21 protein-coding genes and 1 riboswitch are annotated in these 22,262 nt (G+C 35.2%); of the genes, 1 reads left to right on the top strand and 20 read right to left on the bottom strand.

Annotated features, from left to right (window positions below):
- The first annotated feature begins 208 nt into the window (after positions 1-208).
- Positions 209-892 carry a 2-C-methyl-D-erythritol 4-phosphate cytidylyltransferase gene (ispD, locus tag AA80_RS06150; RefSeq protein WP_103876918.1) on the top strand — a complete coding sequence of 228 codons (684 nt, stop codon included), beginning with the start codon at positions 209-211 and terminating at the stop codon, positions 890-892.
- Here the strand turns inward: ispD and AA80_RS06155 are convergent.
- The 20 genes from AA80_RS06155 to gyrA all read right to left on the bottom strand — a co-directional run bounded on the left by AA80_RS06155 (position 889) and on the right by gyrA (position 22,256).
- Positions 889-1,998 (bottom strand): amidohydrolase, encoded by a 1,110-nt coding sequence (locus AA80_RS06155; protein ID WP_103876919.1) that lies wholly within the window; start codon positions 1,996-1,998, stop codon positions 889-891. The two genes, ispD and AA80_RS06155, sit on opposite strands and share 4 nt — an antisense overlap.
- Complete coding sequence (locus tag AA80_RS06160; RefSeq protein ID WP_103876920.1) at positions 1,995-3,134, bottom strand: aspartate aminotransferase family protein; 1,140 nt, start codon at positions 3,132-3,134, stop codon at positions 1,995-1,997. The genes AA80_RS06155 and AA80_RS06160 overlap by 4 nt, the downstream gene beginning before the upstream one ends.
- A complete protein-coding gene (locus AA80_RS06165) occupies positions 3,131-4,330 on the bottom strand; it encodes an aspartate kinase (RefSeq protein WP_103876921.1) in 1,200 nt (399 codons plus the stop codon). The genes AA80_RS06160 and AA80_RS06165 overlap by 4 nt, the downstream gene beginning before the upstream one ends.
- Before the next feature lie 37 nt (positions 4,331-4,367).
- Positions 4,368-5,069, bottom strand: coding sequence for a 2,3,4,5-tetrahydropyridine-2,6-dicarboxylate N-acetyltransferase (gene dapD / locus AA80_RS06170; RefSeq protein WP_103876922.1), 702 nt, complete (start codon positions 5,067-5,069; stop codon positions 4,368-4,370).
- Between the two features lie 41 nt (positions 5,070-5,110).
- Positions 5,111-5,749, bottom strand: a complete 639-nt coding sequence (locus AA80_RS06175) for a 4-hydroxy-tetrahydrodipicolinate reductase (protein ID WP_103876923.1) — start codon at positions 5,747-5,749, stop codon at positions 5,111-5,113.
- Positions 5,746-6,624, bottom strand: a complete 879-nt coding sequence (dapA, locus tag AA80_RS06180; RefSeq protein WP_103876924.1) for a 4-hydroxy-tetrahydrodipicolinate synthase — start codon at positions 6,622-6,624, stop codon at positions 5,746-5,748. The genes AA80_RS06175 and dapA overlap by 4 nt, the downstream gene beginning before the upstream one ends.
- A 95-nt stretch (positions 6,625-6,719) precedes the next feature.
- A complete protein-coding gene (gene lysA / locus AA80_RS06185; RefSeq protein WP_103876925.1) occupies positions 6,720-7,961 on the bottom strand; it encodes a diaminopimelate decarboxylase in 1,242 nt (413 codons plus the stop codon).
- Position 7,962: 1 nt separating this feature from the next.
- Entirely contained in the window at positions 7,963-8,934 is a 972-nt protein-coding gene (locus AA80_RS06190; protein WP_103876926.1) for an aspartate-semialdehyde dehydrogenase, read from the bottom strand.
- A gap of 72 nt (positions 8,935-9,006) precedes the next feature.
- Positions 9,007-9,186: riboswitch (Lysine riboswitch) on the bottom strand.
- Positions 9,187-9,258: 72 nt separating this feature from the next.
- The gene (locus tag AA80_RS06195; protein ID WP_103876927.1) at positions 9,259-9,744 is read right to left on the bottom strand and encodes an HPP family protein; all 486 of its coding nucleotides are present in this window, start codon (positions 9,742-9,744) and stop codon (positions 9,259-9,261) included.
- 29 nt (positions 9,745-9,773) lie between these two features.
- The gene (locus AA80_RS06200) at positions 9,774-12,032 is read right to left on the bottom strand and encodes a BamA/OMP85 family outer membrane protein (RefSeq protein ID WP_103876928.1); all 2,259 of its coding nucleotides are present in this window, start codon (positions 12,030-12,032) and stop codon (positions 9,774-9,776) included.
- Positions 12,033-12,146: 114 nt separating this feature from the next.
- Positions 12,147-12,854: an FAD-dependent thymidylate synthase gene (gene thyX / locus AA80_RS06205; RefSeq protein ID WP_103876943.1), complete on the bottom strand. Its 708-nt coding sequence runs from the start codon at positions 12,852-12,854 to the stop codon at positions 12,147-12,149.
- Between the two features lie 2 nt (positions 12,855-12,856).
- Entirely contained in the window at positions 12,857-14,023 is a 1,167-nt protein-coding gene (locus tag AA80_RS06210) for a tetratricopeptide repeat protein (protein ID WP_103876929.1), read from the bottom strand.
- Between the two features lie 86 nt (positions 14,024-14,109).
- Positions 14,110-15,498: a flagellar assembly protein A gene (locus AA80_RS06215; RefSeq protein ID WP_103876930.1), complete on the bottom strand. Its 1,389-nt coding sequence runs from the start codon at positions 15,496-15,498 to the stop codon at positions 14,110-14,112.
- A gap of 16 nt (positions 15,499-15,514) precedes the next feature.
- Entirely contained in the window at positions 15,515-16,357 is an 843-nt protein-coding gene (locus AA80_RS06220; protein ID WP_158248406.1) for an epoxyqueuosine reductase QueH, read from the bottom strand.
- A complete protein-coding gene (locus tag AA80_RS06225) occupies positions 16,354-16,869 on the bottom strand; it encodes a ComEA family DNA-binding protein (RefSeq protein ID WP_103876932.1) in 516 nt (171 codons plus the stop codon). The genes AA80_RS06220 and AA80_RS06225 overlap by 4 nt, the downstream gene beginning before the upstream one ends.
- Entirely contained in the window at positions 16,866-17,630 is a 765-nt protein-coding gene (locus tag AA80_RS06230; RefSeq protein WP_103876933.1) for a hypothetical protein, read from the bottom strand. Before AA80_RS06230 ends, AA80_RS06225 begins: the two co-directional genes overlap by 4 nt.
- Complete coding sequence (locus AA80_RS06235) at positions 17,630-18,619, bottom strand: dehydroquinate synthase/iron-containing alcohol dehydrogenase family protein (protein WP_103876934.1); 990 nt, start codon at positions 18,617-18,619, stop codon at positions 17,630-17,632. The genes AA80_RS06230 and AA80_RS06235 overlap by 1 nt, the downstream gene beginning before the upstream one ends.
- A gap of 14 nt (positions 18,620-18,633) precedes the next feature.
- Positions 18,634-19,068: a ribose 5-phosphate isomerase B gene (gene rpiB, locus AA80_RS06240; RefSeq protein ID WP_103876935.1), complete on the bottom strand. Its 435-nt coding sequence runs from the start codon at positions 19,066-19,068 to the stop codon at positions 18,634-18,636.
- 88 nt (positions 19,069-19,156) lie between these two features.
- On the bottom strand, positions 19,157-19,774 hold the full coding sequence (gene lexA, locus AA80_RS06245) for a transcriptional repressor LexA (RefSeq protein WP_103876944.1): 618 nt from the start codon (positions 19,772-19,774) through the stop codon (positions 19,157-19,159).
- 40 nt (positions 19,775-19,814) lie between these two features.
- Positions 19,815-22,256 carry a DNA gyrase subunit A gene (gene gyrA, locus AA80_RS06250; RefSeq protein WP_103876936.1) on the bottom strand — a complete coding sequence of 814 codons (2,442 nt, stop codon included), beginning with the start codon at positions 22,254-22,256 and terminating at the stop codon, positions 19,815-19,817.
- Between the last annotated feature and the right edge of the window lie 6 nt (positions 22,257-22,262).

Consider the following 22,262-nt stretch of genomic DNA (forward strand, 5'->3'; position numbering starts at 1 on the left):
GCCCACCCGTTTAAGGAAGGGATCTACGGCTCCTTAGACTCTATTGGGGGAGGGCTCAGCCCTGTGACTTACCCTGCACAATTATGTCAGAAATATATTATAATAAGTTTATCAATCTATTATATCAAATGTAAAATTAATTATTTAAAAAAAAGATGAAGTTCTACTAAACCTATTTTTTAAAATACAAAAATAAAGGGTGAAGAAAATGGTTTACGCGATTATTGTAGCAGCTGGAGAAGGAAAAAGAGCGGGGTTTAAAATTCCAAAACAATTTGTAAAATTAAATAACAATACAATATTGAGAATCTCGGCTGAAAAATTTCAGCAGTCAAAATTAATAGATAAGTTTCTCGTGGTATCTCATAGAAACTACGTGGATTTAACAGAAAAAGAGGTTCAAACCTTTTCAAAATTTGAGAAAGTAGTAATTGGCGGAAGTAGCAGGCAGGAAAGTGTTTATAATGCACTAATGTATTTGGACAAAAAAGAGAATAAGCCAGATTTTATTTGCATTCATGATGCTGCGAGACCTTTCGTTGATACTAATAAAATAGACGAAAGCATCTACAAAGCAAAAGAAGTAGGTGGGGCTGTTTTGGCAGAAATGGCAGAAAACACCGTTTCTCAAGTCAATAACGGTCGGATTTTAAAAACTTTAGAAAGATCCCAGATTTATCTGCATCATACCCCTCAAACTTTCAATTTTGCTAAATTACTTAAAGCTTATCAAAATGTGGAAAAGATCTTATCTTCTTTCACAGATGACGCATCTATATTTATTCATGCTGGTTATGAAACATCGATTGTGGAAGATCACAAAAATAACATCAAACTAACAAAAAAAGAGGATTTTGAACTAGCTAGATGTTTTTTTGAATTGAATCCTTAATCTAAAAATGTTTCAAAAACCTTGATCCCAATATCTATTACCTCATCGGGAGGCAAAAATTCAGGGTTATGAAGACCGTGGTGTTCACCTTTGGAACTCCCTAACCAACACATTAGTGCAGGATATTTTTTTGATATAAAACCAAAATCCTCACCCGTCATTTTTAGGCCACAGTCAATAAAATTAAATGTTTTTGAGAGTTTAGGAATAAATTTGTCGTATAGCAATGAATCGTTAACGACTTCCGAATAGAAAGACCCTTTGCTTAACGAATAATCAACCCCTGTCATGGTCTTTATCCCTGACAATATATTTTTCATATCTTCGAAATATTTTAGGCTATTTTCGGAATTAACACCTCTGATACTTCCTTCAACATGGGAATTTCCTGGTAGAATGTTGATCGCGCTACCTGCACTTACTTTACCAACGCCGATTACAAAAGGTTCCATGGGATTTTTTGGAAGTTTATCCAGCACATCTAAAAATATGCGAAGGGCGTTTAATGCATTTTTAGATTGATGGGGAAAGGCAAGATGTGAAGAAACACCTTCAAAATCCACAAAGAACTCAAGGGCTGAAGCAAAAAGCGTACCACGCGTTGAAGCGATGGTCCCCAGGGGGAAGTCATCGTTGACGTGTAGAGCGAAAGCCGCTTTTATATTGAATTTATCCAATATTCCACTTTCGATGACCTTTTGGGCTCCACCCTTTGATTCTTCTGCAGGTTGAAATAAAAATATTATATTTTTTTTTACTTTATTTTTTATTACGTTGATAAAAAAGCCATACAAGATAGCAGTATGAACGTCATGACCACATGCGTGCATGTATTCGTTTTTTGATTTGAAATCAACGTTGGTCTTTTCTTTTATATTTAAAGCATCGATATCTGCCCTAAAAAGAAGGTACTCATCGCCACTGCCACCATTATACTCAACAATAAGCCCTGTTTTTAGAGGTCTATGCACGTTAATATCAACATTGTAAAAGGAAGCTGCTTCTTTTACGGTTCTTTCCAATAATTTTGTAGTTTGATACTCTTCAAGAGATAATTCTGGATTCTCATGTATTTTATGTCTCAATTCGTACGGTGAAAGGATCATTTTAAAACCTTCTCTAATTTTACCAATATCTTTTCGATATCGTTATATTCAATATTTAAAGGAGGCAGTAGACGAATCACACTATTATGAAGTACATTCAACAAAAGGCCCTCTTGTAGACCTTTTTCCCTCATTTGAGGGTCCTTTTCTTTTAACTCTATGCCAATCATCAAACCTTTGCCTCGAACTTCTTTTACTTTTTCAAAATTTTTCTCTTTTAAATATTGCATTATGTAATTTCCTTTTTCTTCAACATCCTTCAGAAGAGAAGGGATGTTTTCCACAACGAACCTAGCTCCTGCTAACGCTACAGGGTTTGGAGCAAATGTTGAACCATGTTCTCCTTTTTCAAAAGCCTGAGATAGATTTTCAAGAAATATTGTACCTCCCAAAGGTAAGCCACCACCTATGGATTTCCCGATGGTTACAATATTAGGTGACAACCCAAAATGTTGGTATGAAAAGATTTTTCCTGCTCGTCCAAGCCCAGCTTGAACCTCATCGCAGACTAAAATGAAATTATATTTCCTTTTTAAGTCCTCTATCAAGGATGCGAATTCTAGTTTGATTGACACTATTCCACCAGAGCCGAGAATTGGTTCCACAAAAACAGCCAACGTTTCTTCGCCAAATAAATCGAAGTATTTACTTAAATCTTCTACATCGTTGAACTTAAGTTCTACAGTGTTGGCAAGCAAAGGTTCAAATGGCTCTCTTAGATTTTTAAAACCGTTTATAGAAAGTGCTCCTAACGTTCGACCGTGAAAACCATTTTCGAAATAAACGATTTTATTCCTTTTGTCTGTCGCTCTTTTTTTAATAGCTTTTAAAGCCGCTTCATTTGCCTCTGTTCCCGAATTACTGAAGTAAACGGTACCATTTTTCTCTGTGAAATTAACGAGTTTTTCTGATACGAAAATGGCATCTTCATCGAGAAAAAAATTAGAAGTGTGCATATATCTATCCATCTTTTCTTTCAACGTTTTTAGCAAAGGAGGATAAGAATGCCCAAAACTCATTACTCCTATTCCAGAGAATGTGTCTAAAAATGCGTTACCTGTTTTATCGTAAATGTAAGAACCTTCCGCTCTATCAATTTTTATTGGAAAAGGGTTATAGACTTTTAGTAAGCTCATAAATCAAACTCCTTTGCTAGACTTTCCACAGCTTTTTGTTTATACTCTTTTGGAATCAAACATGAAATTTTTATTTCCGAAGTTGTCACCAAAAATATAGGTACATCTTTTATAGCTTTAAAAAAACGGGAAGCCACCCCTTTTGCCTTTTTCATGCCTATTCCGACTACTGATATTTTGACTAAATCATTTTTAAAATCAATAAAATTCTCATGATCATTTTTAAGAAATGCACTTAAAACTTCTCGGAAATTATCGATCACGCTGTCTACAATACTGAAAGAGATATTGGATTTTTCATTATTTTGTATAATGGATATCATGTCTATGTTGAGATTTTTGCTAGCAGCGATTTCGAAAATTTTATTAATAAAAAAATGATCCGTTGGAAGATTTAAAATAGTGACTTGGATTTGGTTTTCATCCACACTTAAACCTGTTACAACAGGTTCTTCCATATACTCACTGTAATTATCCACTACGTAACTTCCCTCCTCATCAGAAAAAGACGATGCACAGTATAACTCAACATTGAATTTTTTCGCAATTTCTACAGACCTTGAGTGCAATACTTTGGCCCCTAAAGCCGCCATTTCAAGCATTTCATCGTAAGTAACGTACTTTAATTTTTTTGCTTGGGGATAAATCTTTGGATCAACGGTGTAAATACCTGCAAAATTGCTGTATATCTCGCACTTAACGTTTAAAGAAGCTGCTAAAGCAACGGCAGAAGTATCTGAACCACCTCTTCCTAAGGTTGTCAAATCGCCTTCTTCAGTAACACCTTGAAATCCTGTAATAACTAAAACATCGTTGTTTGCAAGATTTTTGTGAATTATCTCCTTGTTTATAGCTTTGATCTGAGCGTCATTGTAATCAGAAGTAGTCAATAAACCTAGTTGAAAGGCATTCAGAGATTTTGATCTGACACCTCTATCGTTCAATATCATAGATAACAAAGAGGCACTGATTTGTTCGCCCGTTGCTAAAAGCATATCCAACTCTCTTGGATTAGGATGCTTGACTGTTTCTTTAGCTAATGCTATCAATCTATTCGTGGTCTCTCCTCTTGCGGAAACCACAACTAATACTTTAAATCCTTCTTCTACCTTGTTACATATTCTCTGGGCAACTTTGTTCAACCTCTCAGAATCTGCAAGAGAGCTTCCTCCATACTTTTGAACTATCAATTTCATATAAACAATTCACCCCGGTAAATTAGGTATGAAATAATTATTTCAATCTTCTAAGTCCTTCTACGAGTTGCGTTTTGGCTTTTGTTTTATCGTCGATCTTCTTAATAAATTTCGCAGGGACTCCCGCTACCACAGAGTATGGTTCTACATCAGAAATTACAACAGAGCCAGCTCCGACTATTGATCCCTGTCCTACTTTCACTCCTTCTAATACAACCGCGTTTGCTCCAATAAGAACATTATCCTCGATCACAACTGGTTGAGCGCTTGGAGGTTCTATTACCCCCGCTACAACAGTTCCTGCCCCAATATGGCAATTTTTACCTATTTGAGCCCTCCCTCCTATAACGACGTTCATATCTATCATCGTGTTTTCTTTAATACTAGCACCTATATTGATAACGGCACCCATCATAATAACACAACCATCGCCTATCTCCACTAGGTCTCTTATTATGGCGCCCGGTTCTATTCTTGCATTGTATTTAGATAAATCTGCCAAAGGGATGGCTGAATTCTTTCTATCCCTTTCTATTCTATAATTACTTATAGAATCTTTATTGTTCTCATAAATTCTTTTGAAATCTTCTTCTTCACAAAACAAGATTCCGAATTTGTCGTTACCATAAAATTCAACATTGGAAAAATCTATTTCTTTAAGGTTACCTTTAAGGTACACCTTTAAAGGATTTTTTTTCTTTGAGTTTGATATTAAATTTATTATTTCTTCGGTGTTCATAATGACCTCCTTTTAACTGTTTTAGCGCCCCTTCGTCCCACTTAAATTACGTCGGTAAAGGTAAAATACCCATTCTTTTTATTTATTACAAACTTTGCCGATTTAAGAACACCTTCTGCGAAGGCTCTTCTTGATAAAGCTCTATGAGAAATACTGAGAACTTCTCCCAAGTTTGCCATGTACAATACATGGTCGCCTGCTACATTCCCGAGTCTTAATGAGCTTATAGGAACATCTTTATTCAAGCTTTCTTTTATCATCTTGGCTGTTCCAGAAGGTTTATCTTTTTTAAATCTATGGTGTGTTTCAACTATCTCAACGTCCCAACCATCGATTTTGTCTTTCAAAATATCTACCATTTTTAAAAATAATTGTATGCCGATTGAAAAGTTGTAGCTTTGAACTACTGGTACCTCTTTAGCTAAAGCCTTTAAAGCTTCAATTTGTTCCTCTTGAAGTCCTGTTGTTCCAATGATCAATGGAACGTTAAATTTTTTCACGTATTCTTCAGTTTTTTCAAAAACTTCAGGAAGTGAAAAATCGATAATAATTTGAGGGTTTTTTTGAAAATACTCACCATCTTTGTCGTATCCCCAGACAAATTCATGGCTCTTCTCTTCAAAGAGGTCTCTTATCTCTTTTCCCATTCTTCCTTTGTATCCGACTATGCCTATCTTCATAAAAGATTCAACCTTTCCATCTCTTCTTTTAAAAGTTTCTCTGTTTCTTGGCTTGCTTTCACCAATGGTAATCTCACGACATTTTCGCATAAGCCCAGTAAAGAAACGGCATATTTGACAGGAATGGGATTAACCTCTTTGAATAAAAGTTTGTTAAGTTTCATAAATTGATTGTTTAATTTTCTAGCCTTTTCTAAATCGTTGTTGAGAATGCTATGGGTTAATTCAACGAAAGGTCTTGGGGCAACATTGGATGCAACCGAGATAAGCCCATCTCCGCCTAAACTCATTATAGGAAGGACTTGATCGTCGTTTCCTGAAAACACCTTAAGAGAATCTGGTTTTATAGAAAATAATTCTCCTATTTGAGCTATATTACCGCTAGCTTCTTTCACTCCAATAACGTTTTTACAGTTTTCGTGAATAGAAACAGCTGTTTCTGGAATTATATTCATGCCGGTTCTCGAAGGAACGTTGTACATTATTATTGGTAAAGTTGTTCTTTCAGAGATGTATTTAAAATATTCTACCAATCCCTTTTGTGTGCTCTTATTATAGTAGGGAGTAACGATTAATAAACCATCAGCTCCAGCACTTTCCGCCATTTTATTGTTTTTCAAAACATGATTCACATTGTTTGTTCCTGTTCCTACAATAACGGGGACCTTTTTATTAACAACTTCTATTACTGTGTTGACTATTTTTTCTCTTTCATCTTCTTCAATGGCAGGTGCTTCTCCAGTAGTTCCCAAAACTATTAAACTGTCAACACCGTTATCAAGCTGATATTCAACAAAAGATCTTAGTGAATTATAATCGACGTTTGTTTCTTGGTCGAAAGGTGTGATCATAGCTGTTCCAAGACCAGTAAACATGTGAAATTCCTCCTTTTAAAATTTTATGTCTTTCTTTTTAGCGCTCTTCCCCCGCCCCCCACCCATAAGGAGATGCAGCCTGTCTTACAATAGAATTAGAAATTTAAAGTAGCAAAGTAATCATCCAACGTTTCGGCTCTTCTTATCATTTTGAATTCTCTTTCTTTGGTGAACAAATACTCAGCAGATCTTAATTTTCCGTTATAGTTGAATCCCATGGAGTACCCATGTGCACCTACATCGTGAAAAATTAGTACGTCTCCCCGTTCCAATTTTGGTAATAATCGATCTGTTGCTAGTTTGTCGTTATTTTCGCATAACGATCCCACCACATCGTACATCTCTTTTTCTTCATCAGGGTTTTTGTTTAAAACCGTTATATGATGATACGCCTTATACATAGCAGGTCTCAATAAATTTGCAGAGTTGGCGTCAATTCCAGCATATTTTTTATAGGAATCTTTTATATGCAATACTTTGGTTATTAAGTAGCCATTAGGCCCTGTAATGTATCTTCCATGCTCCATGAATATCTTTGGAGGCTTTAGTCCATTTTTTAATAAAATATTCTCATACAAACTTTTTATTTGTTGTGAAACATAATATATATCAAGTTCCTTCTCTTCGGGTTTATAAGGTATACCAAAACCACCACCGAGATCTATGAATTCAAAATATATTCCTAATTTTTTATGGACTTCTACAGCCGTTTCAAAAAGAAATTGAGCGACTTTTATTATATTTTGAGGGTTCAATTCGTTTGAAATCAGCATCGCATGCAGTCCGAACCTTTGAACCCCATAATCTTTGAGTCTCCTGTATCCTTTTATAAGATCATTTTTTGGCACTCCGAATTTTGATTCCTTTAAATTCCCTATTATCTCGTTTCCAAAATCCCCGCCTGGATTGTACCTGATAGATATCAAATCAGGTAACGTATACTTTTCTTTTAATAAATCGATATGGCTTACATCGTCAAGATTCAATATGGCGTTTAAGGATAAAGCCTTTTCATACTCTTGTAAAGGGGTGTCGTTGGATGTAAAGAGGATCTCGTTTTTTACAAATCCGCTTTTTTCTGCTGCCACTAATTCAGCCATTGAGCTGCAATCGACTCCACAACCTTCTTCTTTTGCGATCTTTAAAATATAGGGATTAGGGGTTGCCTTCACAGCAAAAAATTCTTTGAAATCCGCCCAAGAAAAGGCGTCTTTTAAGGCTCTTATTCTATTTCTTATACCTTCTTCATCGTAGAGATAAAAAGGTGTTTGTACGTTCTTTAAGAGATTATTTATATTTTCCTCTGAAAATGGAAGTTCTTTTTTCAAAACCTGCACCTCAATTCAATTCCCTGTGTTTTTGAAGTATTCTAATTGCATTGGTAGCAGCACCAACTCTTATATTATCCGCTATTACCCACATCAAAAAAGTTTTTTCTTCGATCTTTCTTATTCTAGAGACAAATGTGATATCACTTCCTGCAACTTCTACAGGGGTGATTTTTTCCTCGTTGTACTCGACGTTTGGGGTTGATTCAATATATTTTATAATCTCATCAACGGTAGAATCTATCTTTGTTCTAAAGAAAATGGATTCGGAATGACCGTAGAGAACAGGCACTCTAACGGTAGTTGGAAATATTTTAATCTCTTTATCAGAATAGATTTTTCTGGTTTCGTTTATCATCTTTTCTTCTTCAAAAGTAAACCCATTCTCCATTTTTTCGCCTATCAAAGGTATAACGTTGTTTTTTATAACCTTTGGGAAATGTCTTACTTCGTTTATGCCTTTTTCTTGGTTTAAAAGCTCGGTTATACCCTTGTTTCCAGCACCGGATACTGCCTGGTATGTAGATACAACTATCTCTTTTAAACCTAACTCACGATGGATACCGTTAAGGGCTAAAACCATTTGAATAGTAGAACAGTTAGGGTTCGCAATTATTCCTTTGTAATTTTTCAACAACTCTGCATTAACTTCTGGAACAACAAGTGGGACCTTTTCGTCCATCCTAAATTGTGAAGAATTGTCTATAACAACATTACCTGATTGTTGAGCTATTGGGGCAAATCTTTTTGACACTGAGGCTCCAGCCGAGAAAAAAAGGTAATCAAACTTCTCTTTCATATTTTCTTCTTTTAACTTTTCCACGGTGTATCTTTTAGAACCTACCTCAATCTCCTGCCCTTGAGATCTTTCAGATGCAAACAAACGTAATTCGGAAATTTCATTTATTAGTTTGTATTCTTCAAATAGCTTTAAAAATGTTCTTCCTACCTCACCGGTAGCTCCTACAACTCCAACTTTCAAAAAAAGCACCTCCAAAGATTAAAAAACCTCTCACTGTGGAGAGGTTTAAATAATAAGAAAATATTTTTTCTCATTTTCAGCGGCTCTCCACGTTCTTCACGTGACAGTTATGCAGGTATTCCCCACATACCCAGAAGTTAGAAGATGAGGGTTTTCTTCTCACTTCTTCGGCAACCTCGCCTTTCACTTCTTCTAAATTACCCTCTTTGAAAAGAAGAAGGTACTATTCTCGGTTGCGCCTCCGCTTTATATAATTTAGTTGTTCATAAGATAACATATTCAAATAACACAAATAATAAAACAAAGTTACTTTTCTATTTCGTTTTATATTAAATCTATCATATAAGGTTTTAAAAAATGATGGACAACCGACAAGATTGTTACACTAATAAAGACAGACAAAAATGCATTTAAACTAAAACCGTTTATACTCAAACTCAATGCCGTACCTGCAGCTGGAGGATGTTCTGTATCTATGATAACCATGATAAATGTTGATAGACCTACTGCGAGGGCGTACGATAAATTAGAGAATACAAAATTACTGTTAAGCAAAAGAGAAAAAATAGTTCCGCATATAAATCCTACGGCATGTCCACCCACCAAGTTTCTAGTCTTAGCGACCATACTTTGTGGCATCGCAAAAACTATAAAAGTCGATGCCCCTAAAGAACTGACTATTATGGGCCTGTCTTGAACATTTAAAATCAGAAGTATGAAAAAAATCGTGACGGTAGCCAACAAACTTTGAATAACATACTTCTTCCAATTTTCTTTAAACTTTACAAAAATATTAGAATTTTTGTTCAACTAAAGATCCCCCTTAAAAGACTAAAAGGTTAAAAGGTCTGCCCGAAACCGAACCAAACCTTTCCTTCTAAGTCCTGATCCCATCCATATCCGAAGCCTATTTGTCCAAATAAAGGAATTGTGAACCTTAATCCACCGCCAAAAGACAGGATACCGTCCCCAATAAGGTTACTAACGTCATTTTGAGCACTACCGTAATCAAAATAGGCGATAAGATCTAAAGGAACTTGGCCTGTGGCAAGTTCATAAGCCAACTCGGTGTTGAATAAAAGCACATTTTCTCCTTCCTGTGCGTAAAAATCAGAAGTCCTTACAGAGTACATTCCTCCCACATTGTATTGATAGTGAAGGTTAGAATCGATGTTAGAATTATACACGGTACCTAATTTTAGTCTATTTCCCAAAGTGAATTTATAAAAACTGTAAAACAATTTACCTTCAGTGTTGGCACCAATATAGTAATTGGCATTGCTTGTTTCAACCCCACCGATGCCGTTTATTTGGAAATATTGACCTTTATGTGGTCTAAAAGGGCTGTCTAAACTGTTGTATAGGTACCCGACAGATCCAGAAATTACATTAAGATTGTCTCCCGCTACCAATGTGTAGTTATTGTAGGTAAAAGAACTCGTTATGTAAGAGAAGTCTTGTATACTGTATCTTGGAGCTACAGATAATGACAGATAGTTCGTTGCATCTTCTCCAATGTTCGAATAATACTCTCCATCTTCACTTACCGTATAATGTATGCCAGCACCTAAATCAAGATTGCTACCAGCCAACTTAATAACATTGTAATCGAATCCAACAGAATAGTAATTTCTCAAAGGATTCAAAGATGTGTTAAGAGAAAATGTTTGTCCGTATCCAAAAGGATTTAACCATTGAACCTCTAGCTCGCCCGTAAAACCTTGATACCATTCGGCATCTTCTGGTAAGGTCCAGGTTATACCTCCCATTAATTTTCCTAATTTTTCACTTTCTATGGGGGTTATCTTGAAACCTATTACATCTTCGCCCTGCTGAATGGGCTGTATTATAACGTCTTTAAAAAATCCAGTTCCCATGAAGGATGTATACGTATCTTGTAACTTTTGCTGGTTAAAAACTTCGCCTGGTTTTATCTTAACTAAAGAATCAACTATGTACGGTTGGGTTTTAGCGGTTGCTTCCTGAGTTATTTGGACGTCTCCTACCTTTGGTTCTGTTATTTCAAATATTAACTCCTCATCTTGGTATTTAGGGGTAATTAAGGTGTAAATATATCCGCTGTCATAATAAAGTTTTTGGACGTTATCGTAAGCGTTCAGAATGTCTAAATTATTTACTGGTTCTCCTATTGGGACAAACTTATTTACAACCTCATTCAATCTAAAATCTTCTATACTTTCATTTCCAACAAAAGAGATACTATTTACTGTTACCGGCTCTTGGGAAACAACTTTTCTTAAGTTACCTTCTAAAACAAGTAATAACTCTCCACCTTTGTTCTCTTCTACTTCGGTTACTTCGAAACGCAAATTAGTATTTGCGGAGAAAAACGGTATTTGATTTAACGAGTTCAATATATTTTGAATCTTTTGAAAACTTGGGTAAGTTTCTTTGGCGTTGGGCCTAAGCAAGAAGAATTTATTGTTCCAATCTTTTCTAAAATCAAAACCAATTCTTTTCTTTATGTCTTCTTTATCCAGTTTGGATAACTCCCCCCTTAAGTCTAAATCCCAAAGAGAATACTCTTTAACGATGAAAACCAAAGTATCAGATGAATATTCTTTATTGTTTATCTCTGTTGCTTCTAAGGTGATTCCATCCCCCGTCATTTTTAGATTGGAGTATATATCAACGAATTGATAACCGTTTTTTATATACAAATCTTGTATGTTTTTCATAGAGGTTTGATAATCGTTTAGATTCAATGGAATATTTGTGTTTAAACTGATCGACGAACGAATATTTTTTTTGTCTATCAATTCATTCCCTAAGATCTCAACTTCATAATTTGATACAATAGGATTGGGCTTAAATATGATTTCTAGATTCCCATTATCATCCAAATTGTAAGACACTGAGGTAAAATAACCTAACTTTAATATTTCTTGAAGGGCTAATCTGATATCTACATCCCCAATATAGAAGCCTTCCTGTATACCATAATTTGTTAACACCCTTTCCACATCCGTCGCTGCATAAGATATGTCAACGTTGTAAGAAATGTCGTTTAAAAGGGTTATTGAAAATGCAAATCCTGCGATGAGAAAGACAGCAAATAGAAGAAAATGTTTTTTCATATTAAAACCTCCTAATTTTTTTGTGCTTTGATAAGCCTCTTTGCCCCACTCCCTGCCTTTCTTAGGAAGGGACCAACGGTTCCTAAAACCTAGAAGCTGAAAAAGCGGGGCCCACTATTGAAGCAACTTTAAAAGGTCCCCTTTATACTGATGCTTCAAATAAGCGTCATAACTCCAAGGACAAGTTTTTTGAAAAAATTGCGCCAAAGCCTTAGCGTACTCTTGAATTTCCCATTGTGCGTGTGAAGACGCCCTTAAATCCAAGAAATGCATCAATGCTCTAGCATTGGTAGTTAAATAAAACTCAGTGTATTCCCCTACGGGTAGTATAATACGTGCCATTTCTCTAGCTACACCCATATTTATAAGTTTCTCATAAGCCTCGTAACTTTTTTTGTAAATTTCTTCTAAAACTTCAATTGCTTCATTTTTTAATTTTTCATCATTAACAAGGATACTATTTTGCTTATCTTTTGTGTCCTGCAGCCTTATATGATCCGGGACATAAAACTCGTTGACATTTTTTGATGTGTATCTTCTACTTATTTCATTGGGAGACATTCCTATCCTATGGCGGAACCATTGCCTAACAACAAAGATGGGTGCTTTAACATGAAATGTAAAAGTGATATGTTCAAAGGGGGAAAGATGTCCATGTTCCATCAAGTAGTCTATGAGTTTTCTATCCCTCTCATCGGTAGATATATCTTTTCCGTGTGAGACTCTGGCAGCCCTAACCGCAGATCTGTCATCTCCCATAATATCAACAAGGGTAACAAAACCTTTATCTAGCACTTTTATACAATTGTTGTCATTAATCATCGTCAATTTCTTTCCTCCTTACTTGCCGTGAGGCTGTCTTCTTTACTCCCAAATCTGAATACAATATAGAATATAGCCAAAATTACTATAAATAAAGTTAACAACGTGGTCAAGAAATGTTTTCCGGAAAGTTTTCTGTCTATAGTGTTCAAAGTTTCTTTTATATCAGAGTTATCCGGATCATACATGAGTGCTTTTGTTAAATAAATTCTTGAAATTGTCAAATTGTCAGTGGTGGCTTTATTACTCTTGTACAAAGTTATTCCAAGCTTAGCTAAAGCTTCTGCATTTTCAGGATCAAGATCGATAGCGGTCTTATAATAATTTACTTTCTGAGAGTTGGTTTCTGAAATATCGCCCAAAAGCTCATAACTTTTCGAGAGAACGGTTTTTTTATTAGAATTTTGAAGAATCCAATCGACAATTTTTCTTGATTCTGATTTTTCATCCAAGTTGTAATATGAAAGGGCTATTAAAAACATTATTCTTTCGTCTTTTTGTGAACGATTCACATAATCCGTTGAGAGTTGTTTCACCCTTTCATACTTGCCTAATTCAAATGCTTGAACTATAAGCAATTCTTGAATTTTTCTGTTTGAAGGATAAGAAAAAAAGGCTTTTTCCAGATTCTCGAATATGTTTTCTTTTTCTTGAAGGTTTTCCTCTTCCCAAGTTAGAATTGACTTGTAATAAATTGAAAAGGGGTTCTCGCCAATTGTTTTCTCTATTGTATCAATAGAACTTAAAATTTTCTTAAATGCTTCCATGTTGTTGAATTTTTCCCAGACTTCGAAATTAAATAAAATTTTGAGAGCATTAAGAATCACTGAGTTGGGGTAATTATTGATTAATATCTCAATCCTATTGATACTCTCCACCTGATTACCAGGTTGGTACTCTGAAAGAACGTTTAAAGCTGCTGAATCATCAGGTTTTAAAGAAGAAAGTATATAAGGCCTTGTTTGATTAGCTGCAGTTTTATATTCTTCATTACCTGTTTCATAATATTTTAAATACAATCCCAAAACGTTCAAACTTCTCTGGGATGAAACTAATAATTCATCAGTATCAAAAGTATAAACGTAGCTATCCAAAGTACCTGCGTAAATAGGCAAAGATATAAAAAAAATAGAAAAAATAAGAAAAGATATTTTAATAGATCGATACATATGTTATTTCTCCTAATTGTTTTTGATTTTAGCGCCCTTTCACCCTGCTCCCCCCGTAAGGAAAAAGTTTTTGATTTACTAGTTTGTTATCTGGGAACATTTGTTTCCTCTTGATAACCGTGAGGAACTATCTCTTCACCCTCGAGTTTAAAAACTACCTTTGTCATCGGCTTCGTGGGTATAAATTTTTTCTTGTGTATGATTATTTCAGTCCCTGGGTGTACCACTTTTTTTGCGATAATAAATGCAGATTCTATAGAAGATTGAATTTTATTTTTAATCTCCTCCAGCTTTTCTTTATCTGTTTTTACTTCTGATAAAAGAATTTTATAGGTGTTAAGGCATTTCCTGTAGTATTCTAACCTCTTTGCGTCTGCTTTACCTTTTTCTTTTAAAATTTGGATCCCTTTGATTATAGAACTTAGTTTCCTAAGATTTTCCGTATCGAGGGCAATTTTTTGTTCTAATTTAATTAACTCTTCGTTTAGGTCGGGTAAGACACCCGCCTCACAGACAGTTCTGACACCCATTTCGCTTCCCAATATTTCCGCTTCGATGAGGTTGGTAGCTAAAGTATATCCACCTGAAATCTTTCCGTTACCACCCTCAATAATGACATGTTTACCTGCTTTTATATTAGAATTGACGATGGCTGTTTTAACAATTACATCTTCTTCTGCTTCAACATTGGCGTTTTCAATGTAGTTGCTCCTCAAGATTTTAGCCTTTATAGAACTTTTTCCTGCACCTTTTATTCCGAATATATTGGCTTCCCCTTCACAAAATACCGTAGCAGATTCGACCACACCCTTGATCTCTAAATAAGAAATAGCCTCAACAAAAAAACCCGATTTAACATCCCCGTTGATGAACAATTTTCCTGGAAAGCGGACATTACCTGTAGAGTAATCAATATTCCCATCTATCTTATGTTCGTCAGAAACATCTAAATTTATCTCACCATTCGGCTCTTCTTTACTAACAAACTTCCCATCTATCTTTGAGATTATTTTATTGTTGTTTACTTCGACGTTATTGCCTAACTTTAGTTTTAAATCTTTTCCCACAATACCTTCGATCTTTTCACCCCGTACTGTTTTTCCGGGCTCGCCTTGCGTTGGAGGAATTATTTCTGCTAGTGTATCTCCTCTTTTTACAATTATCAATTGGCTACTTTCTTTTAAATCAACATAGCTATTTACGGTACTATTAAGCTTTTCTTCAATATTCTGCTGAAAGATTAACTGCGCATCTTGCCCAACCTTGGGAGGTATTCCATAAGCAATAGAATATTCCTTATCATATTTGGGTTGAGAGACAATTTCTTCAATAACTTCTGGCTTTATCCCTACTACCACCCCTTTCTCTTTTAGGAAAGATTTTATTCCTTCAATAGTAGGTGGTCGTCCATCGTCTATTAATTTTAAAGATGCCACCATACCATCTTCAGAGATTCGCAGATTATATTTAGCCATCTCGATTACCCCTCTTTCACCATAATATTACCTTCCCTTTCCAATTGTCGATCTTGTATCTGGAACTTGTAACGATGTTAAAATCTTGGGCTATTTCCTTTTTCATTAAGATGATTTGAGGTTTCAAATATTTCAAAAAGTGCAATCCAACATTTTCTAAAAGTTTTGCTGGAATATCTTGTGGAATTCTAAGCAAGTCTTTTTTGTAATATTTAAAGTATTTTTGTGTTAATTCTTCGCTAATTAACTCAACTAAATTCTTATAATTTTTTTGTTTAGACTCCTCTTCATATCTTTTTGATTCATTCAAAGAAAAAGAACAACCACAGTAATTTTGACGGTAGATATTGTAAGTCTTACATAGTATTGCTGCCATATGAACGCCGTTATTGGACCTGAAATTTACATACTTAAAAGATGGATTTTCTTCTTTGCCTAAATTGTTCGCTATTTCTAAAATATCGCTGTGAGACTTTCGAGGGGAAGCAAGAAGAGTCGTTGAATACAACGAAAAATTCAACCGTTTAGTTTCAGCTTTCGTCTTTTCAAGCCTCAACTTCATACATTCATAACATCTATTCGGGCTGCCTTTCCTTGAACCCCCTTCGGGGCGCTTGAGGCTGTTGTTTTCCCCCTTGATCCTTTCTAAAAACTTCTCGGGTTCATAATCTCCTTCGTAGAGTTGAAAACCCCAAATATCTCTTAATTTTTTAACTTCATTCAACCTTTTTGAATATTCTTGAGCAGGATAAATATTCGGATTATAAAAAAACACAACGGGATCGTATCCCTGTTCTACTAATTTTCTATAAGAAACCGTGAGATCAGGTGCACAACAAACATGTAAGAAAATCTTCAAAATACTATCTTCCCTTCTATTTTTTCTATAGTAGAAGATGGAATACCAATTTTTTCCAAATCATCTAAAGAGTTTATACCTTTAATAGCCCTATACTCAATTATTTTCTGTGCTGATACTTTTCCTATTCCTGGCAAACTCTCCAATTCTTCACTAGATGCTTCATTTATATTTATTTTATCATCCACTATTTGATAAACAACCTCTGAAAGATAAATATAATTTTTAATATTTGAAAATGTTTTTTCTCCGATCCCAGAAACGTTCATAATATCTTCTATTTCTCTAAAGCCTTTCTCTTGCCTATAATTTATGATAGCTTGTGCCTTGGCGGGTCCTATACCAGGTAATCTGATCAGCTCTTCAACTGAGGCCGATAAAAGATCTATTTTATTTTCTTGCCAAGGTTTAGATGAGGCTTCTTCACCTACCTGATATTGATCAAGAGCTAAAATTCCAAGTAAAGAGATTACAATTATACTTAATACCGGGAAAAGAAGCTTTTTTCTCATTCGGTTGCTGCTCCGCTAAAGTATATACCTTTAGTGAATCTGTCTTTTATACCCAAACCGGTTAACTCGAAAACAAGATCCTCATCCATGTTTCTCAAGTATGTTTGGGCTTCGTTATAATCGTCAAACAAACCCACCAGTATAGCCCAATAATCTTCGTTACTCTGTTGAAACTTACCGTTGAAGACAAAAGCTGGGATACCCCCTCGTCTTAACGCCATAGTTGGGAACATAGCAGGAGCGGGAGTAGTGTATAGGTAAATTTGAATGGAAAATAGGTACTGCTCTTGCTTACCTTCTTCTAAAGGATAGTCTGCACGATACAGGTAATACTTATCACCATTTTTAAAAATAAAGTAAGATATATCGTTATTTAAGGCGTACAACGCCTCTTCAAAGACCTCACGCTGATCGTAAAAAATTCTTACCGCACCTTTATTGTATGGTTTTAACATAGTCAGTGAATTGTTCAGCAACTGCTGATAATCCAGATCTTGTATATTGTAACTCACCCTAGCCATTGTGTTTCCAATCTCAATTTGTGGTAATACTAAGTCTTCTAACACAGCAGATTGAGAAGTTGTTTCAACTTCATTTAGAATATTGACTTGACTATTATCTAACTCTTCAATTTTAAGCTTAAGGTTATTCATCTGACTTTTTAAATATATAGTATACGTTGTCAATGCGAAGGTTATCAAAGGTAAAATAAAAACTAGAACTAAAATCACTTTGAACCAATTAGGATTATTCTCTTTCATCACACACCTCTCAGTAGAGACTTAAACTCTAAAAGCAGATCTTTCAACTCCCCAAAATTCAAAAGCAAATCTACAAAACCTTCTTCTTTGAGTAATATTTCCCTTATAGGTACGTTGTTCACTTTTGCCTTGATGTTTTGAATTTTTGAGGATTTCAAATCTTCAAAATTCTTTATGTTTTGAAAAATATTTTGAAATCTTTCTTCTTGAATATAACCAAATTTAAAACTCAAAAACGCAAGAAAAGCGAAAGACAAAGCTTCGTTTTGAACGAAATCAGATTTAACCGAGGTGTCTGTTATGTATTTCATCAATTTGGTACCAGGAAACGGTAAATCGTTAGAATAAATGGACAAAACATATTTAACAGTAGTATATAGATAATCCTCTAAATCTAAACGGATGAAATTTTTAGAATACTTCAAAGACAGGTTAGCAAAATTATTATCGAACAAAAGCCCTAAAATATACCCCAAGAAAAAATAGTTTTTCATATCTTTTTTATCTAAAAATTTGCAAAAATACGGATCTATATAAACTAGATCAGGATAACCGCTTACCTTCAAGAAATTTCTTGTGTAATTCATATCTAAATAGAATTCTCCTGAAACTGGTAAATATATCATAGAAGACAACGTTGTTGGTATAACTGTGAAGGTTCCTTTTGGAAAATCCAAGGTATGAAAAACGAAGCCTGCCATATCAATCAAGGAACCTCCACCTATCACCACTAAATTGCTATAACTACCTTCCACCATGACCTTACACAGTTCTAAATATTTATCGAAATACTTGGTTTCATTGCCGCCTTTTACATAAAAGATATTGTTACCAGACCCAGTCGTTAAATATTTTTTCAAATTGGAATCAATTATCATCAAAGTTCCGTATTTTGAAACATATCTTTTAAAAAATTCCTCGTAATAACCATGGCTTATATTAATATTAATGTCTTTCTCAAGACCTTTTGAAAAACTAATACTTTTCATTTTCTTCGCCCTTTTTACTTAATTTCGTCGATTTTATCAACACGCCTTTTATGTCTTCCACCTTCAAAATCCGTTGATAAAAACTTTTCTACCGTCCAAATCGCTAAATCAATGCCCATAAGTCTACCTGCTAAAACCAAAACATTGGCGTTGTTATGTTTTCTAGCGTATTCTGCCATCGATGGATACAAGCATAAAGCACCTCTAACCCCTTTAACCTTGTTAACTGAGATCGACATCCCGATTCCAGTACCACAGATACCTATTCCGAAGTCAACTTCACCTTTGGCTACCTTTTCACCAAGTTTTTTGGCATAATCAGGATAATCGACACTCGCATTAGAATTAGTCCCCAAATCAATTATATCGAATTTCTTCTCTAAAAGATAGTTCTTAAGCTGTTCTTTCATCTCATATCCAGCATGATCAGATGCAATTGCGATTTTCACGGATATCCGCTCCTTTTGATTACAGAATATCTTCTTTAGAAACTCTTGTATATAGCGCCCCTTCGCCCCGCTCTGGCCTTCCGTCCGTTTACAGTACTCTTATTAAGCCGACCATTTTTCCTTGTATCTTTAAATGATCAGCTTTGATCTTTATCTCTTTCATACTTTCATTTTCTGGTACAAGCAGTACTTCGTTTTCATTCAGTCTTTTGTACCTTTTAAGTGTTGCTTCATTTCCATCGATTAATGCAACCACTATGTCTCCATCTGTCGCGTAATCTTGTTTACGTATTATAACAAAATCTCCGCTTTTGATCTGTGCCTCTATCATGGAATTTCCTTCAACTCTGAGGGAAAAATATTCGTAATTTTTAGGGAAAAAATTAGTAGGTATGGGAATGTAATCGCTAATTGTTTGTATAGCTTCAATAGCATCTCCTGCTGCTATCTTTCCAGAAACAGGAGCTAAAGTCTCTGTGGCGAAGATTTCTCCCGATTTTGGCATCATCTTTATTCCACGTGAGACATTTTTACGCTCGATGTAACCCTTCTTTTCCAAAATTATAAGATGCTTATGTGCCGCTCTTGGACTTTTAAAATTAAAATGTTTCATAATGTCTCTGATACTTGGAGCAAATCCATTTTTTTCCATATAAGATTTTATGAAGTCCAGGACCTGTGACTGCCTTTTTGTCAATTCCTCCATTTTTTTAACCCCTTCCGTGTTTAAAATTATAATTATAACATTACTTTTCATCATTAGCTTGAACTTCAATCACTCCCACAACTGAATCGTCCTCATCCAGTCTAACAATTATAACACCTTGGGTGATTCTTCCTAAAACATTTATATTATTTACATTTACCCTAATAGCCTTACCTTTTTTAGTGAATATCAGTATATCCTTCCCATCTTCCACACTCATCGTCGAAACTATGGGACCTATTTTTGTTATATCTCGTACCGTTTTTACCCCAATTCCTCCACGATTCTGTGGCCTATAGGAATGGAACGAAACTCTCTTTCCATAACCTCTTTCTGTGATCAACAAAAGTTTTTTGCCTTCCTCGACCTTCACCACATCGATCACTTCATCGCCTTTACGCAATTTTATTGAATTAACACCCATTGCTGTTCTACCCATCTTTCTTACCTTGGAAGAGTTGAACATTAACGACATACCTAGTTTCGTTACAACCAACAAATCTCTATCCGTTCCATCAAGCAATAACACATCGACAACTGCGTCGTTATCAAGCAGATTGATGGCTCTAATACCATTAGCTCGTGCACTACTGAACTCTCTCAAAGAAGTTCTCTTCACCTTACCTTGTTTTGTAAAAATTAGAATATCTTTATCGTAATCTCCATCTAAAGATATGGCAACGATACTTTTTATCTCTTCACTTTCATCTAAACTGATGAAGTTAGCGATATGTTTACCTTTTGTGCTTTTCGAACTTGATTCAATTTCGTAAGCGTTTATTTGATACGCTTTACCAGCAGAACTAAAAAGCATTAATTTAGATAATTTGTTAGTGTATATGACCTCTTTCACATCATCTTCATCAGAAATTTTTAATCCTTTTACACCCTTTCCGCCTCTTCCTTGAACCTTGTATTCTGATGAAGGAATGGCTTTGAGGTAACCCCACTTGGTCAAAACTATTACGACATCTTCATCTTGAATCATTTCAACCTCTTCGGCTAAATCTCCTTTGTTGTACAATATCTCCGTTCTTCTTTTGTCACCAAACTTATTTATAACTTCATCGAGTTCTTCTTTGATTACTCCCATCAATCTTTCTTTGTTTTGCAAAATATCCATAGCGTTTTCTATATCTTTGTATAGATTCTTAAGTTCTTCATTTAAGTTGGTGGTTTCAAGTTTTGAAAGGCTAATCAATCTCATATCCGCGATAGCTTTAGCCTGTTCTTTACTTACGCCAATCGTTTCTTGCAGATTTTTCAAAGCTTCTTGAGGATTTTCTGAGTTTCTAATGATCTCTACCACAGTATCAATACCCTGAACAGCTTTGATAAGTCCTTCGACTATATGAGCTCTCTTTCTTGCCTTGTCTAATTCGTACTGTGTTCTTCTTGTTATAACGTTAACCCTGTGGTCCAAGAAGCTCTGTAAAAGCCCTTTTAAATTCATCAACGTTGGCTTTTCGTTATCTATTACATTCATTTGAACGTAAAAATAAGATTGAAGATTCGTATGCTTGAACAAATCGTTGATCAATCTCTTTATGTTTGCATTTCTTTTCAGATCTATTACCAGTCTTATTCCTTCTTTATCGCTCTCATCTCTAACGTCTTTTATCCCGACGTCCTTCTTTTGTTCTTTTGTTCTAACCACATATTTTACAATCTGTTCAATGATATCGGTTTTTGAAACGTTGTAAGGGATCTCATCAAAGACGATGGAGGTTCCTTTTCCGTCATCTTCAATTCTGTACTTCCCTCTAATCGTTATCTTTCCTCTGCCTGTTTCATATAGATCCTTTAACCCTTCTCCGTCGACAACTAGACCACCAGTTGGAAAATCAGGACCTTTAATATGTTTCAACAGATCTTTTACTTCACATTCTGGTTTTTCTATTAACATTTTTAATGCTTCCACGAGTTCGTTTAAGTTGTGAGGTGGGATATTTGTAGTCATTCCAACCGCTATCCCGCTTGCTCCGTTCATCAAAAGATTAGGCAACCTTGTAGGTAAAACGACGGGCTCACTCAGAGAACCGTCGAAATTCTCCCTAAAATCTACAGTTTCTTTCTCGATATCCTTGAGCATATACTCTCCCAGTTCGGGCATACGGGCTTCTGTATACCTCATAGCCGCGGGAGGATCTCCATCTATCGAGCCAAAATTCCCCTGTGCTTCAACTAAAGGATACCTCATAGTAAAAGGTTGCCCCATTCTAACTAGGGCATCATAAATAGCTGCATCTCCATGGGGGTGATACTTACCCATCACCTCACCAACGATACGGGCATTTTTTTTGAATGATGAGTTATGTTTCAACCCCAATTCACTCATAGAATAAAGTATTCTTCTCTGAACAGGTTTTAACCCATCTTTAACATCGGGTATAGCCCTGCTTACAATAACGCTTAAAGAATAAAGTAAGTAAGAAGTTTTTAATTCCTCGGTAAAATCTCTAATAAATATTTTTTCATCCATCTCTTG

This window comes from Petrotoga sibirica DSM 13575, assembly GCF_002924625.1.
GTDB lineage: Bacteria > Thermotogota > Thermotogae > Petrotogales > Petrotogaceae > Petrotoga > Petrotoga sibirica.